The organism is Ideonella alba, from assembly GCF_018069875.1.
Taxonomy (GTDB): Bacteria; Pseudomonadota; Gammaproteobacteria; order Burkholderiales; family Burkholderiaceae_C; genus Ideonella; species Ideonella alba.
This window is the reverse complement of sequence record NZ_JAGQDF010000020.1, coordinates 1-16,428: the sequence shown is the minus strand read 5'-3', so window position 1 is coordinate 16,428 and position 16,428 is coordinate 1. Positions and strand designations below refer to the sequence as shown.

Below are 16,428 nucleotides of genomic sequence, written 5' to 3'. Positions count from 1 at the left end.
TGATGGGGCATCCAGGGAGGCGTCATTAGTAGCATTCCAGTGCCTAGTGCTAAGCTAGCGCCCAGCGTCACGGGCGGACAGGTTCTTTGGGGCCCATTAGTTGCATTCCCCAATCTACGGCTAGTAACGGAGGCGTCAGTTCGCTTGTGGCAGCACGTTGGCGCCAGGATCGTGGTTCGCCCGCAGACCGACATGCATCGATTGGCTGTCGCGCACCTGCCCACAACTGCGACGTTGGTGTATTCGGCTCTTGCTTGCCAGTCTGTTTTCGCTGAAGACCCCAGCCGAACCGCAGCCGCGGCGGATAGCGCCGTCCAACAAGTCCAGGTCACCGCGGCTGCTGACGACGGGCTAGCCGATCAGCGGAGTGCTACTACGGCGCGCGTTACGGTGACTCAGGCGGAACTGACAAAATTTGGCGACACGAATCTTGCAGACTCGATGCGGCGCGTTCCCGGCCTTGAGGTCGTTAGTAGGCAGGGCAAGACCGACATCCGCATGCGCGGACTGGGCAATGGCTACACGCAGATTCTGATCAACGGAGATTCTGCTCCGCCTGGGTTCGCGATCGAATCCTTGTCCCCTTCCCTGGTGGAAAGGATCGAGGTCAGCCGGGTCGCAACCGCTGACCAAAGTACCCAGGCAATCGCGGGCACGATTAACATCATCCTGCGCCAGCCCCCCCGGAAAGCCACGCGCTCGATTCGAGTCACTGCTGGAGGTCCGAAGGGCGAGGAAAGCTACGCTATCAACGGCGAGCTCTCTGGCGTCGTCAACGACTTGTCATATTCGCTCTCGCCCTCGGCCAGCGAAACCAACTCGCGCACGCCCACCACCCTCAATCAAAGCGCAACGGATGCAAGCGGCTTCGAGTTCCTGCGGCGGCATACCGACCAGGAGAATTCGCTGCGAATCGACAAGCTTGAGTTTGCATCGGCCCTCAAGTGGAAGCCGGTTGACCGAACTGTCCTCACGCTGGATCCATGGCTGTCGCTGCGTCGAATCGAAGACCGCACCAGCGACGAACGGATTTCCACAACCGGGGTCGTTCCGACTTTCGCCAGCGACACGCAGTTCTCGCGGATCAATGCCCAGCTCGCTCGCTTTCGCCTCGCGTGGCGGCAGCAGCTGTTCGACGAAGCGGACCTCGACCTCAAGCTCGGGATGAGCCGCTTCCGCATCCTCGGCACGTCGCACTTCGAAGGCTTTGACGAAAACGGCCTCCGCACCCTCAATGAAGACATCTTCGCGACCACCTTTACGCGGACGCTCACTGTCAACGGCAAGTTCCGAGCCCCGGTGGTCGAGGGCCACGCGATGGAATTCGGCTGGGATGGTTCGGTGACCAATCTGTCCGAAGACAGGCGGCAGTTTCAGTCGGCGCCGCCGGGCTATCCGGCCGTCGACCTGGTCGAGATCAATGACGTCAGGATCGACAAGCTCGCGCTATTCGCACAAGACGAATGGGCCATAACCAAGGAGTTGTCGGTCTACGCTGGTGTTCGTTGGGAAACGCTGCTGACGCACGCCTCGGGCAACACCATCAGCACCGTCGACAGCCGGTCAGCGGTACTGAGTCCGATCGTCCAGATGGTCTGGCGCCCGCTCGAATACAAAGACGACCAGCTGCGCTTGGGGTTAAGCCGGACCTACAAGGCTCCTACGCCCGACCAGCTCAATCCGCGTCGGCACGTCGCCAACGACAACACGCCGACCACACCGAACACCAGCGGCAACCCGGCGCTAAGCCCGGAGCTGGCATGGGGCCTGGATATTTCACTTGAACACTATTTGCCTGCGCTGGACGGCATGGTCAGCGCCACGGCGTACGCCCGTAGCATCGACGACGTGACCGTCCAGGAACTGAGCTTCGTCGATGGAGCTTGGGTCGTGCGCCCCTTCAACAATGGCAAGGCCATCACGACCGGCCTGGAGCTGAGCGGCAAGCTCAGCCTCCGGAAGCTGGGCGCGGAGTGGCCCCAAGTCGACCTTCGCGGCAACGTGGGGTGGAACTGGTCACACCTGTCGAACTGGCCCGAGCCCGGCAACCGCATGGTTGGGCAGACGCCGTTCACCTCCAGTGTCGGGATCGACTATCAACTGCCGACCCATCATCTCACCGTGGGCACCAGCCTGACGTATTCGTCAATACGTACGGCCCGCGCCTCGAGCTCCCTGCTGGAGCGTCGTCATCGCTCGACGGTCTGGGATGCGTACGCCCTATGGAAGTTGAATCAGGACACACAGCTGCGCATCGCGCTGAGCAATTTGTCGAGACAACCGACGCTCACTGACCAGATGAACTTGGATGCCAGCGGCACCTTCCAGCAGAGGACCCGAGAAGAGCGCGCGGCAACGGTTCGCGCCACCCTGGAATGGAAGCTCTGAGCAGTTAGCGAAGCTCTTCCTGATCCCACCTCCCCACATCGCCGATTTTCTCTGACGATGGACCCAGCTCATACTGACGCGCCGGCGCGATGCGCGGTCCGCGATTCGAATTCGATACAAGAGCGGTTCGAGCACCACGCGCGAACGTCGCCGGATGCTGTCGCGCTTGTCTGCGGAGCTGCACACACGACCTACGGTCAACTGAACCGTAAGGCCAATCAGTTGGCCCACTACCTGCGCGGCCTCGGCATGACGCGAGGTTCGCTGGTGGGTGTCTGGCTGCCGCGCAGCAGCGCTGCGATCGAAGCCCTGCTTGGCATTCTGAAGGCGGGATGCGGCTACGTGCCCATCGAGGCAGACTGCCCTTCGGAACGTCTGGCACACCAGCTGCGCGAAACGGAGGCACGCGTCCTCGTGACGGACGGACATCGAATCGCGCGCCTGCCCCACGGTATTCAAGCGCGGTCCGTGTGCCTTGACGACATCGTGCCGGACCTCGCGACGCAGAGCCCTCGCGATCCGGTGGGCCAGTCCGCGCCCGGCGACGTGGCGTACTGCATGTTCAGCTCGGGGTCCACCGGCGCTCCCAAGGGCATTCTCACTCCGCACGCAGGTGTGCTGCGGCTGGTTTGCGAGCCGGACTACGTGCATCTGGACGCGAAGGAAGTCCTGCTTCACGCCGCGCCATTGGCGTTCGATGCATCCACCTTCGAACTGTGGGGTGCCTTGCTGAATGGGGGCACCGTAGCAATCCTCGAACCCGGCCCGGTGAACCCGGAGACGATCGCCGCCGCGATCGAGCTCCACCGCGTGACCACAGCCTGGCTGACGGCGCCATTGTTCCATCGCATCGGTGCAGGCCATTTCGAGGGCATGTCGAGCTTGCGTCAGCTTCTTGCCGGCGGCGACGTGCTGATGCCCAGTGCCGTCGCACGCGCGCTGAAGGCCCTGCCGGGCTGCCGGCTCGTCAACGGGTACGGGCCCACAGAGACGACCACCTTTGCCATCTGCGGCACTGTGTCGTCGCAGGAGGCCGCGAGCGCTGTCCCGCTCGGAAACCCGATCAACGAGACCTGGATCCACATCCTCGACGAGCAGTTGGAGCCGGTGCAACCCGGCGAGGTGGGCGAGATCCATATCGCCGGCTCAGGCTTGGCGCGGGGGTATCTAAATTGTCCGGATCTCACCGCCGAAAAGTTCATCCCCAATCCGTACGGCCCCCCGGGCAGTCGAATGTACAGGTCGGGCGACCTCGGCGCGCGGCTCGCTGACGGTCGCATCACGTTTGCGGGCCGAATCGACCACCAAGTCAAGATCAACGGACACCGTGTCGAACTCGGTGAAATCGAAGCAGTGGTCGCCCGCGAGCCCGGTGTCCATGAAGCCGTGGTCGTTGCATGGGAACGCGTTCCGGGCGAAAGGCGGCTAGTGTGCTACCTGACCGCGGCGCCGGGCCGGCGCCTGACCGTCGAAGGACTGCGCGACGGGCTGGCTCACAAGCTGCCGCACTACATGATCCCATCCGCCTGGACCGTCCTCGATGCGATGCCGCATGGCCCAAGCGGGAAAATCGACCGACGCTCGCTGCCGCCGCCTGGATCGGGACGCGACGGGATCGCCACCGCGTACGTCGCACCCAAGCCGGGCCTAGAGACTCGCTTGGCCGAACTCTGGGCGGAGGTGCTCCGTCTGGACCGCGTCGGCAGGCTCGACCAGTTCGCGACCTTGGGCGGCAACTCGATTCAGGCGATCGACCTCAGCTTCCGGGCGGGCCGCAAGCTCTTCGGCGGACATCGGGTGCCAGCGCCTCTGGGCAATATGACCCTCTCCGAATTCGCCCAGGCTTGCATCGCCGTGCTTGATCCACACGGGCAGGACGCGTTCGCCGCGGACTCCGCCGGTAGCACACCTTGCGCCTCGCAGGCTCAGCATCAGGTCTGGTTTCTCGAGCAGCTTGGTGAGGGCTGGCGCGCCTATCGCTTCCACGCGCGCTTCAATTTTCGGGGAGCGCTGGACGTGCCGGCGCTGCAAACCGCGCTCGTCCAATTGGTCGACCGCCATGAGATCTTGCGCACCGCGTTCATCCAGCACGACGGTGAACTCTTTCGCCAAGTGTCACAGCGCCTCGAGGTCCCGCTGCCGGTGGTCGACTTGTCCGCGCTTCCGCTGGGTAAACGCGAGCCTGCGCTGCAAGCCCATATCGCCGCCGAACTCGCGCACCGGTTCGACATTTCACAAGCACCGCTGGCACGCTGGCTGCTGCTGCGAATGGCGCAGGACGAGCACGTCCTGTTGCAATCCGAACACCACTTCTTGCACGACGGGCAATCCTTCCGGATCCTGGTGCGTGACCTGTCGACGCTGTACAGCGCCGCCACGACGGGTTCCGCAGCGGGACTGCCGCAGATCGAAGCGCAGTACGGCGACTACTGCTGCGAAGAGCGTGCATGGCTGCAGTCTGCCGAGTTTCGCGCGCAACTTTCGGCCTGGCGCGGGGCGCTAGCGTCGTCTGACCCCCAGGTTCGCCTGTTCTCGAACCGCCCGCGGCCTCCCCGGCGCCAGGGCATCGGTGCCCAGGCGCGCAGGCCTCTCGCGGCTGAACTCGTGCGCGCGGTCGATACAGTCGCGGCCAGTCTGGGGGTAACGCGTTTCGCGCTGATGTTCTCCGCCTTCGGGCTGCTTTGTGGGCGCCACAGCAACGAGCAACGCTTTGTCATCGGGACGGCATTGGCCAACCGCACTGCGGCAAAGCACCAGTGGACCACCGGCATGTTCGTAAACATGCTGCCGTTGCCGTTCGATTGCGCGCCGAGGATGCCCTTCGAGGCATTCGCACACGCTACGTCGGCCGCCATCGACTTCGCGTTGACGCACAGCCGGGTGCCACTCGGCGAGATCGTCAAGGCGTTGAACCTGTCGGCCACTTTGCAAGGGGAACCGCCGTTCAACGTGGGCTTCTCGTTCCACGATTCCCTCGAAGCCCAACCCCGCTTTGGCGAGTTGGTCGTTGACGTCGACGAAGCGATCGCCATCGGATCGGCCAAGTTCGACCTGGATGTGGTGGTGATTGCCGGCAATCCTGGCAAGGGCGAGGGTCTGGAGCTGCTGTTCGAATACAGCACCGACTGCCTCGACGAAGCGAGCGTTGAGCGGTTGCTCGACCACTACGTGACGCTGCTGCACGCCATCTCGGCCGATAGCCGCCGCTGTCTGCAGGACCTCTCAGTCCTTCCGTCCAGCGAACGCCGGCTGCTGTTGAGAGACTTCGTCGACACATCCGAGGGTTGGGACCTGGACCGGTGTGTCCACGAGCTGTTCGAGCTGCAGGCGGATGCCCATCCCGGCGCGACAGCGGTCGTGGCCGGAGCGCACCGGGTCAGCTACGGCGAGCTGGAGCGGCGTGCTAATCGCTTGGCGCACTGCCTCCGTTCGTGCGGCGTGGGGCCGGAAGTCGCCGTCGTCGCCTGCGTCGAGCGCGGCGTCGAATTGATCGTCGCACTGCTGGGCATTCTCAAGGCAGGTGGCGTCTACGTGCCGCTGGATCCGGGCTATCCGGCCGAGCGGCGCGACGGTGTGCTTGCCGATACAGGTGCGCCGGTCCTATTGACGACGGCGCGGCACGCGCCGGCGCTGCGTTCTTCGGCCGCACGCGTCATCGTGCTGGACGGGGGTGATGACAATCTTTCTGGCCAGTCGTCCGAGCGCCCGCTGAACGTTTCCCGGCCTGGCCATCTGGCCTATTGCATCTTCACGTCCGGATCGACCGGGCGCCCTAAGGGCGTTGGCGTCTCGAACCGATCGCTCGTGAACCATGCGTGGTCGCATTGCACAGCGTGCGCGCTGACTGCTTCAGACCGCGTTCTGCAGATCTGCTCATGCGGCTTCGACGCATCGCTGGAGGAGATCGTGCCCACGCTGCTTGTCGGCGCGACGCTCGTCATCGCGCCGCCGGAACTGCGGGCGCCCGACGAAGAGTTCCTCGCGTGGATGGCCGCGGAAGAACTCACAGTGCTGGATCTGCCGACGGCGTTCTGGGCCGCCCTGGTGACGCATGCCGATGACCGAAGCCGGATCCCGCATTCGGTCCGGATCACCGTGATCGGCGGCGAGGCCGCGAAATGGGAGCATGTCGAGCGCTGGCAGCGCTTGACCCGCCATCCGGACTTCACGCTGTTCAACACCTACGGCCCGACTGAAGCCACCATCATTGCCACGCGCGGCCGCGTTGACCCGACCGACCGTCCGCCGTCGGGCACAAGTGTGCCGCTGGGCCGCTCGATTTCGAATGTGCGCGTGTACGTGCTCGACGCCAACCTCGAGCCGACGGCATTCGGCGTTCCGGGCGAGATCTGCATCGGCGGCGCTGGGGTCGCTCGCGGCTACCTGAATCTGCCCGGCCTCACCGCAGAGAAGTTCGTCCCCGATCCTTATGGTGCGCCTGGCGAGCGTCTGTACAGGACCGGCGACCAGGGCTTCTACCGGCCCGACGGCAACATCGAGTTCCTTGGAAGAACGGACAGCCAGGTCAAGATCCGCGGCTTCCGGGTCGAGCCCGGCGAAGTTGAGGCCGTCCTGGTCGGTCTGCCGGGCGTACGCGGGGCGGCGATCTCGGCTCACCCGGGCGGCTCGGGTGACCTCCAGCTCGTGGGCTATCTGGTCACCGCTGATGGCGCGGCGTTGGACCTCGACGCCGTCCGTGCGCAGCTCGCGCAGCGCTTGCCGGAATACATGCTTCCGGGTGCCTGGGTCTTCCTGCAGCACCTGCCGCTCAGCCGCAACGGCAAGGTCGACCGTTTGCAGTTGCCGCCGCCAGAGCCCTCGAGTGCCGACCGGGCGAGCATCGAGTGCCCGGCGGTCGACGCTGAGTGCCCGACGCTGCCGGAGGTCATCGAGATTCTGCGTGAGCTGATGCCTTCTATCGCAATCGAACCAGACGATGACCTGCTGCGCAATGGCATGCATTCGGTGCAGCTGCTGCGCCTGGTCGCGGCCTGCAAAAGCCGACTGGGCGTGCAACTGAAGGTGCGCGACCTCTATCGGCTGGCCACCCCACGCGCCATTGCGCTCCATATAGAAGACATTGGGGTGACGTTGGTATGAGGCGGGCATCTACCGGGCCGGTAGTACATCGCGCCATCGCGATCCCAGCCCACTTGACCCCGGCCAGTCCGCAGGGCTGGTCATACTGGCGCGACATCGAGTTTCGCAGCGCTGGTTTCTCTGCTTCGCTGATCGCCGGTTTCGCTTCTGCGGACGCGGCGCGGACGGCAGACGAAGTCAACGGGGTCGAAACGCGCGTTGCCATTCTGCGCAAAGCCGCGCTCAAGGCGCTCAGAAGCCGGACCGAAGCCTTGCGCGAGCGCATACGGGCTCCGGGTCTGAACGCAGGCGCGCCAGCACAGGATGCCGCGCAGCTGCGCGACCTGCAGCGGGGCCTGCGACAGGCTTACCGCACAGGCCACAATACACCGCTGCTACCTCACCTAAGCACCGTCATGGCCGAGGCGATGATCGAGGCCGAGGACCTCTTGAGAGCAGCTCGCGCACGATACGAACATGTCCATGTGCAAGCAGCCCGGCGATCGCGCGAATGGGCCGCAACGATTGCCCGTCAGGAGCGCTTTCGGGAAGCCGTGGCATGGCAAAACCTGAAGGCGCTGCACCAATGCGTCGACCGACTGCTGGTCGATGTGGTCGATGATTCGGCGAAGTTGCGCCAGGCCGAGACGCTGGTCACCGCTTATGCGCAGCGATATTCAATCAAGAATGACACGATTGGCTTCTTCGGGCCCGAGGCGTGGGCACTCTTCGCTGAATCGCCGGGCCACATCAGCTGCGCCCTGGGGCCTTCTTTCCTCCAGGCGCGGCATGTGTATTTCGAAGACTGGGCGATTCGCGCTTATGCAGAACGTTTGTCCGCAGATTTGCGCTATCGCCATTGGCAGACACCTCGCTTAGCACCGCAGTTGAGATGGGATGGTGCTCGTCTTCAAATGCCGCACGGTCACGCCGTTGAGCTAGACGAGCGGTCTGCATCCGTCGTGGCCTGCTGCGACGGCGTCGCGCTCGCGAGCGACATCGCTGCTGCCCTGTGCGCCAACCCGTTCGGGCCCTTCGAACAAGAATCGGAGGTCTTCGCGACCCTGGAGGCGCTGGCCGGCTCGCGCCGGATCGTCTGGGAGTTCCAGGTCCCTGTGGGCGAACCTCGACCAGAGCAGCCGCTGCGGCGCCAACTGGAGGCAATCGACAACGAATATCTAAAGCAAGAAGCCCTCGCTGGACTTGACACGCTAGAGCAAGGACGTACGGCGCTGGCGGCAGCGGCTGGAGACGCAGATGCGGTTGCCGATGCCGTGGCTGCCTTGAATTCGGCCTTCGAGCGAGTGACTGGCGTTGCCGCGGTGCGAGCGCCCGGGGAGACCTATGGAGCCCGTACGATTGTCTACGAGGATTGCCGGCGCAACCTCAGTATCAGTCTCGGCATCGACGCACGCGCGAAGCTGCAAGCGCCGCTGGACTTAGTGCTCAGTAGCGCGCGCTGGTACTGCCATCAGCTCGCGAAGCTGGCACGCGCGGCGATGCATGATGCCTTCGACCGTTGTGGCGGCGTCGAGGCTGTGCCTCTCGTCAGATTCTGGTATCTCGTTCAGGACTTGTTTCAGGGGCAAGCCCTTGACACATCGTCGCTGCAGCAGGAGCTAGCCGCGCGCTGGGCATCCATCCTTCCTTATGCCGACGGCGACCGACAGCTCGTGTTCCCAGTCTCTCGCGTGCAAGCCGCTGTCGAGCAGAACTTCATTGCCTCTGACTGTGGCTGGCGCAGTGCGTGCCACCAGAGCCCGGACATCCTGGTCGCTGCAACGGATTCAATGGCGGCCAGGCGTGGCGAACTGTCCTTCGTGCTCGGCGAACTCCACATGGGGGTCAACACTCTTATCAACCACTCAGCCTGTCAGCAGCATCCGGATCCATCGTCGCTGTTGGCAGCCTTGCGCGCCGATCTTGGCATGCCGCGTGCACTTCCCCTGTTCTCGCGCGTAGGCTCAGGCCAACCGGTGCGGGTTCAGGTCGTAGCCGAACCGGGCGTCGACCGGGAGATCTGCTTTTCTCACGACGCTTGTCCGCTGGATCCTGCGTCGGCCATTGCCGTAGGCGAGCTGATCGTCGAGCGCGTGGACGGCGAATTGGTAGCGCGGACCCATGACGGCCGGTTTTGTGCCGACATTCTCGACGCATTCGGTGAGTCGATGTCGACGCTGGCGGTAAACCAGTTCCGGATGTTCAGTCCAAGTCCCCACGTGCCGCGGATTGCCATTGGCGACTTGGTCGTGCAGCGCGAATGCTGGCGCGTCGAGTGTCGGCAGCTGGCGGGCGCTTGCCAGGGCGGTGACGCAGAGGCTTTCCGGTTCATGCGCCGTTGGAAATCGCAGAACCGGCTGCCGGAGCAGGTCTTCGTGAAGTCGCCCTGCGAGGTCAAGCCCTTCTACCTGGACTTCTGCAGCCCCGCGCTCGTGCGGCTGCTCATCAAACAGGTGCGCGTCGCTTTGGACAGTAGTGCATGCGCCGACGCATGCCTCGTGTTTTCGGAGATGCTGCCCGGCATGAATGCACTGTGGCTGCAAGACACCCAAGGCGAACCGTACACGAGCGAGTTTCGCGTGGTGGCGGTGCATCAGGATGATCGGGCATGACAGAAGATAATCGCTTCCACCTCTTGCCCAGCGGGGGAGCGGGCTCTGCGGGCGGCTCGAGCTTGGCGGCTACCGCCTCTTGCCTTGCGGAACTGGATTTGGCATGTCAGCGCGTGCCCCATGCTTTGCCAGCGTCGTGCTTCGGCGCGGCGATCCCGATTTCGGTCTGCAGCACCCTGGCGGACGCGTTGCATAGCCTACTTCCGGCGGAGCTGAGGCTGTCCGTGCCTAGTCGACGGGCTTCCTTTCTAGCCGGTCGGCTTTGTGCTGGGCGGGCACTCGCCCAGTTTGGGATTGGCTGGCCTGTGTTGCGAGGCGATACGGGTGAGCCAGTCTGGCCAGACGGCAGTGTCGGGTCGATCTCCCACACTAGTGAGATGGCCTACGCAGTCGCCGCGCCAGCTAGTGTGTGCGCCGGCATTGGGATCGACTCGGAGCTAATCGTCGATCACGCTGGATTCGCTGTCATTCAGGCCTTGTGCTGCACGGATCGCGAACGCCAACAGTTGTTCGACGGCTGCGACGACCAATGGCGGGCCACTGCTCTGTTCTCTGCCAAAGAATCGCTTTACAAGGCGATCCACCGCCATGTCCGTCGTTTCGTCGATTTCGACGAGGTTGAGGTTCTGTCGATTGAGGCACGGCCAGGCCACGCGATCGCCTGGCTTTGCGCCGGTGCCCTTGGCCCGGAGTGGTCCGAGCCGATCGAAGCCAAGATCACGACGATCGAACGCGCAGTTCATACAGTGGTCATGCTCCGGCATGGTCTTCCCCTTCCTCCCCGCCCTCTAACACCATGACCGAAGGCCCCACATCGGCCGTCCCACGATCAGCGTGGGTCTTGGTCGCTACACGCGGCATCAGTACGCTTGGGTCGACCCTGACATCGTTTGGGCTGAACGTCTGGATCTTCCGTCAAACCGGGTCGTTCCCGATCTTTGCTGTGCTCAGCACACTGGCCGCGCTGCCCGAGATCCTCTTCGCCCCATTCGCGGGGCTCATCACAGATCGATGCGACAAGAAACGCCTGCTGCTGATCGCCGACGTTATGTCCTTGGCGATGATCTGCGTCATCTGGCTTGCATCCATCACGGGTGAACTCAGCGTTGTCCTTGTGGCGGTGGCAATGATGTTGCTAAGCCTGACGTCCGAGCTACGCTGGTCCGCCCTCAGCCCAACGATTTCTGAACTGGTGCCAAGAGAGGACTTGGCGAGAGTCAACGGCCTACAGCAGGTGTTTCGCGGTATCAACGTTGTGTTGGGTCCACTGCTGGGCGCCTTTGGCCTGACACTGCTCGGCCTCAACGGGATGCTTGCACTCGACATCCTGTCCTACATTATCGGCATCGCAGGGATCCTGGCCATCCGCCCGTCCTCCCGTCCCGCTGACAAAGCCGCGCGCGGAGACTCGACCGGATTTTGGGGTGAGATGACCTATGGGTTCCGCTGGGTCTTCGCCCGTCCGGGTTTGCGTCGACTGTTGCTGTTCTTCATGTTGATCAACATCGGCCTGACAATTTTTGTGGTCACCATCACGCCCTACCTCCTATCGTTCAGTGACAACCGCAATCTTGGATTCACCTTGGCATTTGAAGGTGCCGGCGCTTTCACGGTGGGTGCCTATTTAGTCAGGCGCCGGGTCGCCATGGATCATGCCAATGCCGTACTTGTCGCCGCGTTCTTCCTCGCGATATGCATGTTCGCATGGGGCATCGCGCGAGACACGCGTCTATTGTGTGTACTCGTCCTGCTTATCGGGGCGGCGACCTCACTGATCTCAGCGTGCAGCCAGACAATCTGGCAATCCAATGTGCCTATCGCTACGCAAGGCAAGGTTTTCGCCGTGCGCACCGTCGTCGCGTATGGTCTGACGCCGCTAGCGACCCTGAGCTCTATTCCGCTCGCAAATACCGTCTTTGGCCCAATCACTCAAACCCTAGCGCCATTGGGAGCCACCTGGGGGGCAGGGCTCACCGGTGCCTTAGGCTCCTTAATCTCGGCGTGCGGGCTGCTGATCGCCTTCTGCACCGCAGGGCTGTGGTGGCAAGGCGGACTGCGCGTTTCGGAGAGTCCCCTGAAGGTCGCCGATGCAACCGCATCGTGAGCTTGTACCTATGAACAAGTCCAAACTCACTATCGCCCAGCAGGGCCTCTGGTACCTGTGCCAAAGCGATGCAGCCACTAGCGCGGCCTACAACATGGTATTTGCCTTTGCAAGCGCTCAGGCGGTCGACACGGCGCTGTTGGAGCGTGCGCTGCTTGTGTTGTGCCGCCGTCATGAGTCGCTGCGCTCGGCGATCACCGCCCAAGCCGGCGTGCCAAGCTTGAGCATCCAAGACGCAGATGACCTGCATGCCGTACCGGTGACTCTCGTACACGCGCCATTGCGCGATCTGGCGCTTGCTGAGACCGAGCGCCCCTTTGACCTCGCGGTACCGCCGCTGTTGCGCGCATTGGTTGCGCAGCCAATCGTTGGAACCGACGGCGGCGTCGTGCTGAGCTTCCCGCACATCGTGTTCGACGGCGCGTCAGCTGAGGTCTTTTTGGACGAACTTGCAGCCGTGTCCAAAGCGCTGGCCGAACATCGCGAACCCGCGTGGCTGACCCAGCCGCTGATCGCCTCTGAGTTGGCACGCGAGGAGGCCCGCTATTGCGAATCGCAGGCCGGACACGCTGCACTTCAGGCAACGCTCAGTCGGCTTGCCGGTATCCCCTCGCGTGTCGCACTGCCGCTACTCAGTGAGTCACGCCACCAGGAGACGGGGAGCGCGATTTCGGGAGTTGCGGAATTCAGCCTCGACGTCGAAGCCGTCAAACGTATCAACGCAGCCGCGCTGCGCCACCGGATCACGCCGACCGCATACCACCTCGCGGCTTTCGCTGCGCTGGTGCACCGCTACTCCGGCCAAGCCGATTTTGCGATCAGCATGCCTGTGAGTAATCGCCAGTCACCAGAGGCTGTTTCCGCAATCGGCTACCTGACCAACCTTGGCATTGTCCGGGCCCGCATCGATACCGGCGACACGGTTCGCGGTCTGCTGGCTGGCGTGCAGGACCAGTTGTTCGACCTCATGGAGAGCGCCGCGTTGCCCTTCCCTCTTGTTGCCAGAGGGATGAAACGAGCCGGCCACAGCATCCAAGGGCCCCTGGTGCAACTTGGCTTTGGTTATGAGGCAAAGCCGGTACCCCCTCTGTGTCTTGCTGACCAAAGCCTCCCCCCTGTCGAATGCGTTCCCAAATTCGTAAAGAACGAGCTTACGTTGGATATTCGGGAGGACTCATGTGGCTTGCGCGGTTGGCTGTTGTACGACCGCGGGCATCTTGATGCTTGGCTTGTTCAGGCCATGGCGCGTTCATACGCCGTGTTGGTCGAAGAGTTGGCGGCCGCCGCACCTGACAGTCCTGTAGCTGCTCTGCGGCTGCTGACTGAGCCGGAGCAGAACCAGATCCTGCTGGGGTGGAATGACACTCGGATTGACTTCCCGAGAGACAAATGCATCCATCAGCTGTTTGAAGAGCAGGTTGAGCGCTCACCAGATGCAACAGCCGTGGCAATGGATGATAAGCAGCTGAGCTACTCGCAGCTCAATGCCAAAGCCAACCAGCTGGCGCACCACCTCAGGTGCCAGGGAGTCAAACCCGACACACTCGTGGGGATCTGCTTGGAGCGCGGCCTAGACATGGTCATCGGGCTGCTTAGTATTCTTAAGGCCGGCGGAGCATACGTACCGCTCGATGCCGACTATCCGGAAGAACGCGTAGCCTACATACTCCAGGACACTGGAGCGCAAATTGTGCTCACGCAGTCATCCCTCAAGGCTCGCCTGCCACGTTCAAGCTACGAGATCGTTTGCCTTGATTCAGACTGGTCCGATATCGGCAGTCATGTACACCTCAACCCACAGACCTTAACGTCTTCGCTGAATTTGGCGTACTGCATCTACACGTCGGGCTCAACAGGAAAGCCAAAGGGAGTCCTGGTTGAGCATGGTGCCGCCGCTTGTCACTTGCTGGAGCGAAGCAAAGCATACCGTTTGAAGCCCGGGACGCGATGCTTGCAGTTGGCATCAATCAACTTTGACGTCTCTGTCGAGCAGTTGTTTTCACCACTGGTATGCGGAGCCACAGTCATACTGCGGGGCCGCGAGATTTGGAGTCCGCAGGAACTGCTTGTTCAGGTTCGCAGGCAGTCGATCGGTGTGGCCGACATCCCGGCAGCCTATTGGCATGAGTATGCCCGGAAAAATCTTGCCGACCTGGAGTCACTGCCGCTAGACACATTGATTGTCGGCGGGGAGGCTGTTCGGGCCCAGGCCTGCCGGGGAATTACCCTCCCGATGAGGGTTATAAATGCCTATGGGCCGACCGAAGCGATCGTGACCGCGACTCAGTACATGCTTAGGCCGTTGCATATGCCGTCCGGCCCACTCATACCAATCGGGCGCCCGACAGCGCAACGGAAGATTTACATTCTTGATGGCAATCTACAACCGGTCCCCATTGGCGTGACCGGAGAACTGCATATCGCTGGCGCTGGATTGGCTCGCGGCTACCTGAACTGTCCAGTGCCGACAGCGGTGAAGTTCATTCCCAATCCCTTCGATGAGCCTGGTAGCCGAATGTACAAGACCGGGGACTTGGCGCGCTATCTGCCCGACGGCAATATCGAGTTTCTCGGCCGAATCGATCAGCAGGTCAAGATCCGTGGCTTCCGAATTGAAGTGGGAGAAGTTGAGGCTGCGCTGCTGGACTGCGCTGGAATTGGTGATGCCGTTGTGACCGCTCGCGAGGACGAGCTTGGAGACAAGCGACTGGTAGCGTATGTCGTACCTCTTTCCGGAATGCTTGATATCGTTGATTTGCGTACCCAGCTTTCGGCTTTCTTGCCCGAGTATATGATCCCGTCAGGCTGGGTGTTCCTGAACAGCTTACCGCTAAACTCAAGCGGCAAGGTCGACCGCAATTCCTTGCCGGCACCCGAGTTGTCGCGTGATTCGCTCGGAACGGGCTATGTCGCGCCGCGTAACACCAGCGAAGAAATGTTGGCAGGAATATGGATCGAAGTGCTTGGTGTCGAGCGCGTCGGCGTGCACGATAACTTCTTTGCCCTCGGTGGCCACTCGCTGCTAGCAACTCAGATTGCCAGTAGGCTCGCCGAAAAAGGGTATGGCGACATCGGGCTGCGCCGCCTGTTCGACCACCCTACGATTGCGGCGCTGGCGGCTAGCATTGACCAAGCGACGGGGGCCATATCCCCTCCGGAAGTTCCTACCATCACCCGCCAAGCGCGTAGGCACGACGCGATGCGCACAGCCGACAGACAATCATCTTCACTGCAGTAGGTAATCGAGGAGTAACCAAATGGAAGCCGACAAGTACGTGGTAGTGATGAACTCGGAAGAACAGTATTCGTTGTGGCCGGCTGATCGCGCCGTGCCCGCTGGCTGGGCGGTCCAGACCGAACCAAACAACAAAGAGGACTGCCTCGACTACATCAACAGGCACTGGACTGACATGACCCCGGCCAGCTTGCGCAAGGGTTAGGTGTGAAGCTTCAATAGGTTGTTGCGGGTGTTCACCCGGGGTGGTTTTGAGAGACTGGGAATCGCCAAACGCCCTGTCAAACTAAAGCTTGAGTCCGGATGAACGCCAATAAGCACGCCCGATTGACGTTTCTGAGGCGACTAGAGATGGTCGAGGACTGAGGTCGGACTAGATTCAGACAGGTTTGAACAGGAGTCGGCCCACCGGTGACGGGTTGTCCTGACCTTGTTCGATGAACTCCCGCTGGGTCAGGTGACCGAGGGAGCTGTGGGGCCGGTGCTCGTTGTAGTCGTGGCCCCATTCGTGGATTTTTCGCCGTTCATTGTCGGTACTGCCTTCAGTGGCCCAGGCGCCCAACGAGCGCTGGGCCACGGACATGTGTCGCGTCTGGGCAGGGCGGGATGAGGCTTATGCAAAAGCGGCTTGAGCTGAGCAGGTTCTACTGGGTCGATACATCACGTTGCTCATCAGCCGATGCTCCAATCGTTCTCCACACGTATGCAGCCGGCAGACAACAACTCGAACTGCGTCAAGTTCAAACCGAATCAAAAAATCCTCCAGTCCTCTCGCAATTCGCGCCGTGCCGACTCTTGGAAGAGGTCGGCCAAGAAAGTCGCCGGTTCTGATTTCTTCATGCAGGCTGCGCGTGAATTCCAGGGCTGACTAAATACCTAAAGCCGATCATTAATTCATTCAACTAGTCGTCGTATACTCTGACCTGCCCCCTTCGGCCGTACCAGTGATTCGGTAGGGGTCCTGGGTTGAAGGTTAATGGATTTCCGTGGGAGTCAGGTGCCGAGCAGCG

9 protein-coding genes are annotated in these 16,428 nt (G+C 62.2%); 8 read left to right on the top strand and 1 reads right to left on the bottom strand.

Translation table 11 applies throughout. The features are described 5' to 3' along the window. The first annotated feature begins 192 nt into the window (after window positions 1-192). The 7 genes from KAK07_RS23770 to KAK07_RS23740 are packed head-to-tail and all read left to right on the top strand — an operon-like array spanning window position 193 to window position 15,623. The gene (locus KAK07_RS23770) at window positions 193-2,388 is read left to right on the top strand and encodes a TonB-dependent receptor plug domain-containing protein (RefSeq protein WP_210857231.1); all 2,196 of its coding nucleotides are present in this window, start codon (window positions 193-195) and stop codon (window positions 2,386-2,388) included. A 57-nt stretch (window positions 2,389-2,445) separates the two neighbouring features. Beyond that, a complete protein-coding gene (locus KAK07_RS23765) occupies window positions 2,446-7,488 on the top strand; it encodes a non-ribosomal peptide synthetase (RefSeq protein WP_210857230.1) in 5,043 nt (1,680 codons plus the stop codon). 53 nt (window positions 7,489-7,541) lie between these two features. Beyond that, window positions 7,542-10,079: a lantibiotic dehydratase gene (locus tag KAK07_RS23760; RefSeq protein ID WP_210857229.1), complete on the top strand. Its 2,538-nt coding sequence runs from the start codon at window positions 7,542-7,544 to the stop codon at window positions 10,077-10,079. Further along, complete coding sequence (locus tag KAK07_RS25935; RefSeq protein WP_210857228.1) at window positions 10,076-10,879, top strand: 4'-phosphopantetheinyl transferase family protein; 804 nt, start codon at window positions 10,076-10,078, stop codon at window positions 10,877-10,879. The genes KAK07_RS23760 and KAK07_RS25935 overlap by 4 nt, the downstream gene beginning before the upstream one ends. Next, entirely contained in the window at window positions 10,876-12,183 is a 1,308-nt protein-coding gene (locus KAK07_RS23750) for an MFS transporter (protein WP_210857227.1), read from the top strand. The genes KAK07_RS25935 and KAK07_RS23750 overlap by 4 nt, the downstream gene beginning before the upstream one ends. A 10-nt stretch (window positions 12,184-12,193) precedes the next feature. Beyond that, window positions 12,194-15,421 (top strand): non-ribosomal peptide synthetase, encoded by a 3,228-nt coding sequence (locus KAK07_RS23745; protein ID WP_210857226.1) that lies wholly within the window; start codon window positions 12,194-12,196, stop codon window positions 15,419-15,421. Window positions 15,422-15,440: 19 nt separating this feature from the next. Continuing rightward, on the top strand, window positions 15,441-15,623 hold the full coding sequence (locus tag KAK07_RS23740; protein ID WP_210857225.1) for an MbtH family protein: 183 nt from the start codon (window positions 15,441-15,443) through the stop codon (window positions 15,621-15,623). A 174-nt stretch (window positions 15,624-15,797) separates the two neighbouring features. On the opposite strand, the gene KAK07_RS23735 is transcribed toward KAK07_RS23740, so the two are convergent. Continuing rightward, window positions 15,798-16,001 (bottom strand): integrase core domain-containing protein, encoded by a 204-nt coding sequence (locus tag KAK07_RS23735; RefSeq protein ID WP_210857224.1) that lies wholly within the window; start codon window positions 15,999-16,001, stop codon window positions 15,798-15,800. A gap of 96 nt (window positions 16,002-16,097) precedes the next feature. Between KAK07_RS23735 and KAK07_RS23730 the strand changes: the two genes are divergently transcribed. Continuing rightward, a complete protein-coding gene (locus KAK07_RS23730) occupies window positions 16,098-16,286 on the top strand; it encodes a hypothetical protein (protein ID WP_210857223.1) in 189 nt (62 codons plus the stop codon). The last annotated feature ends 142 nt before the right edge of the window (window positions 16,287-16,428 follow it).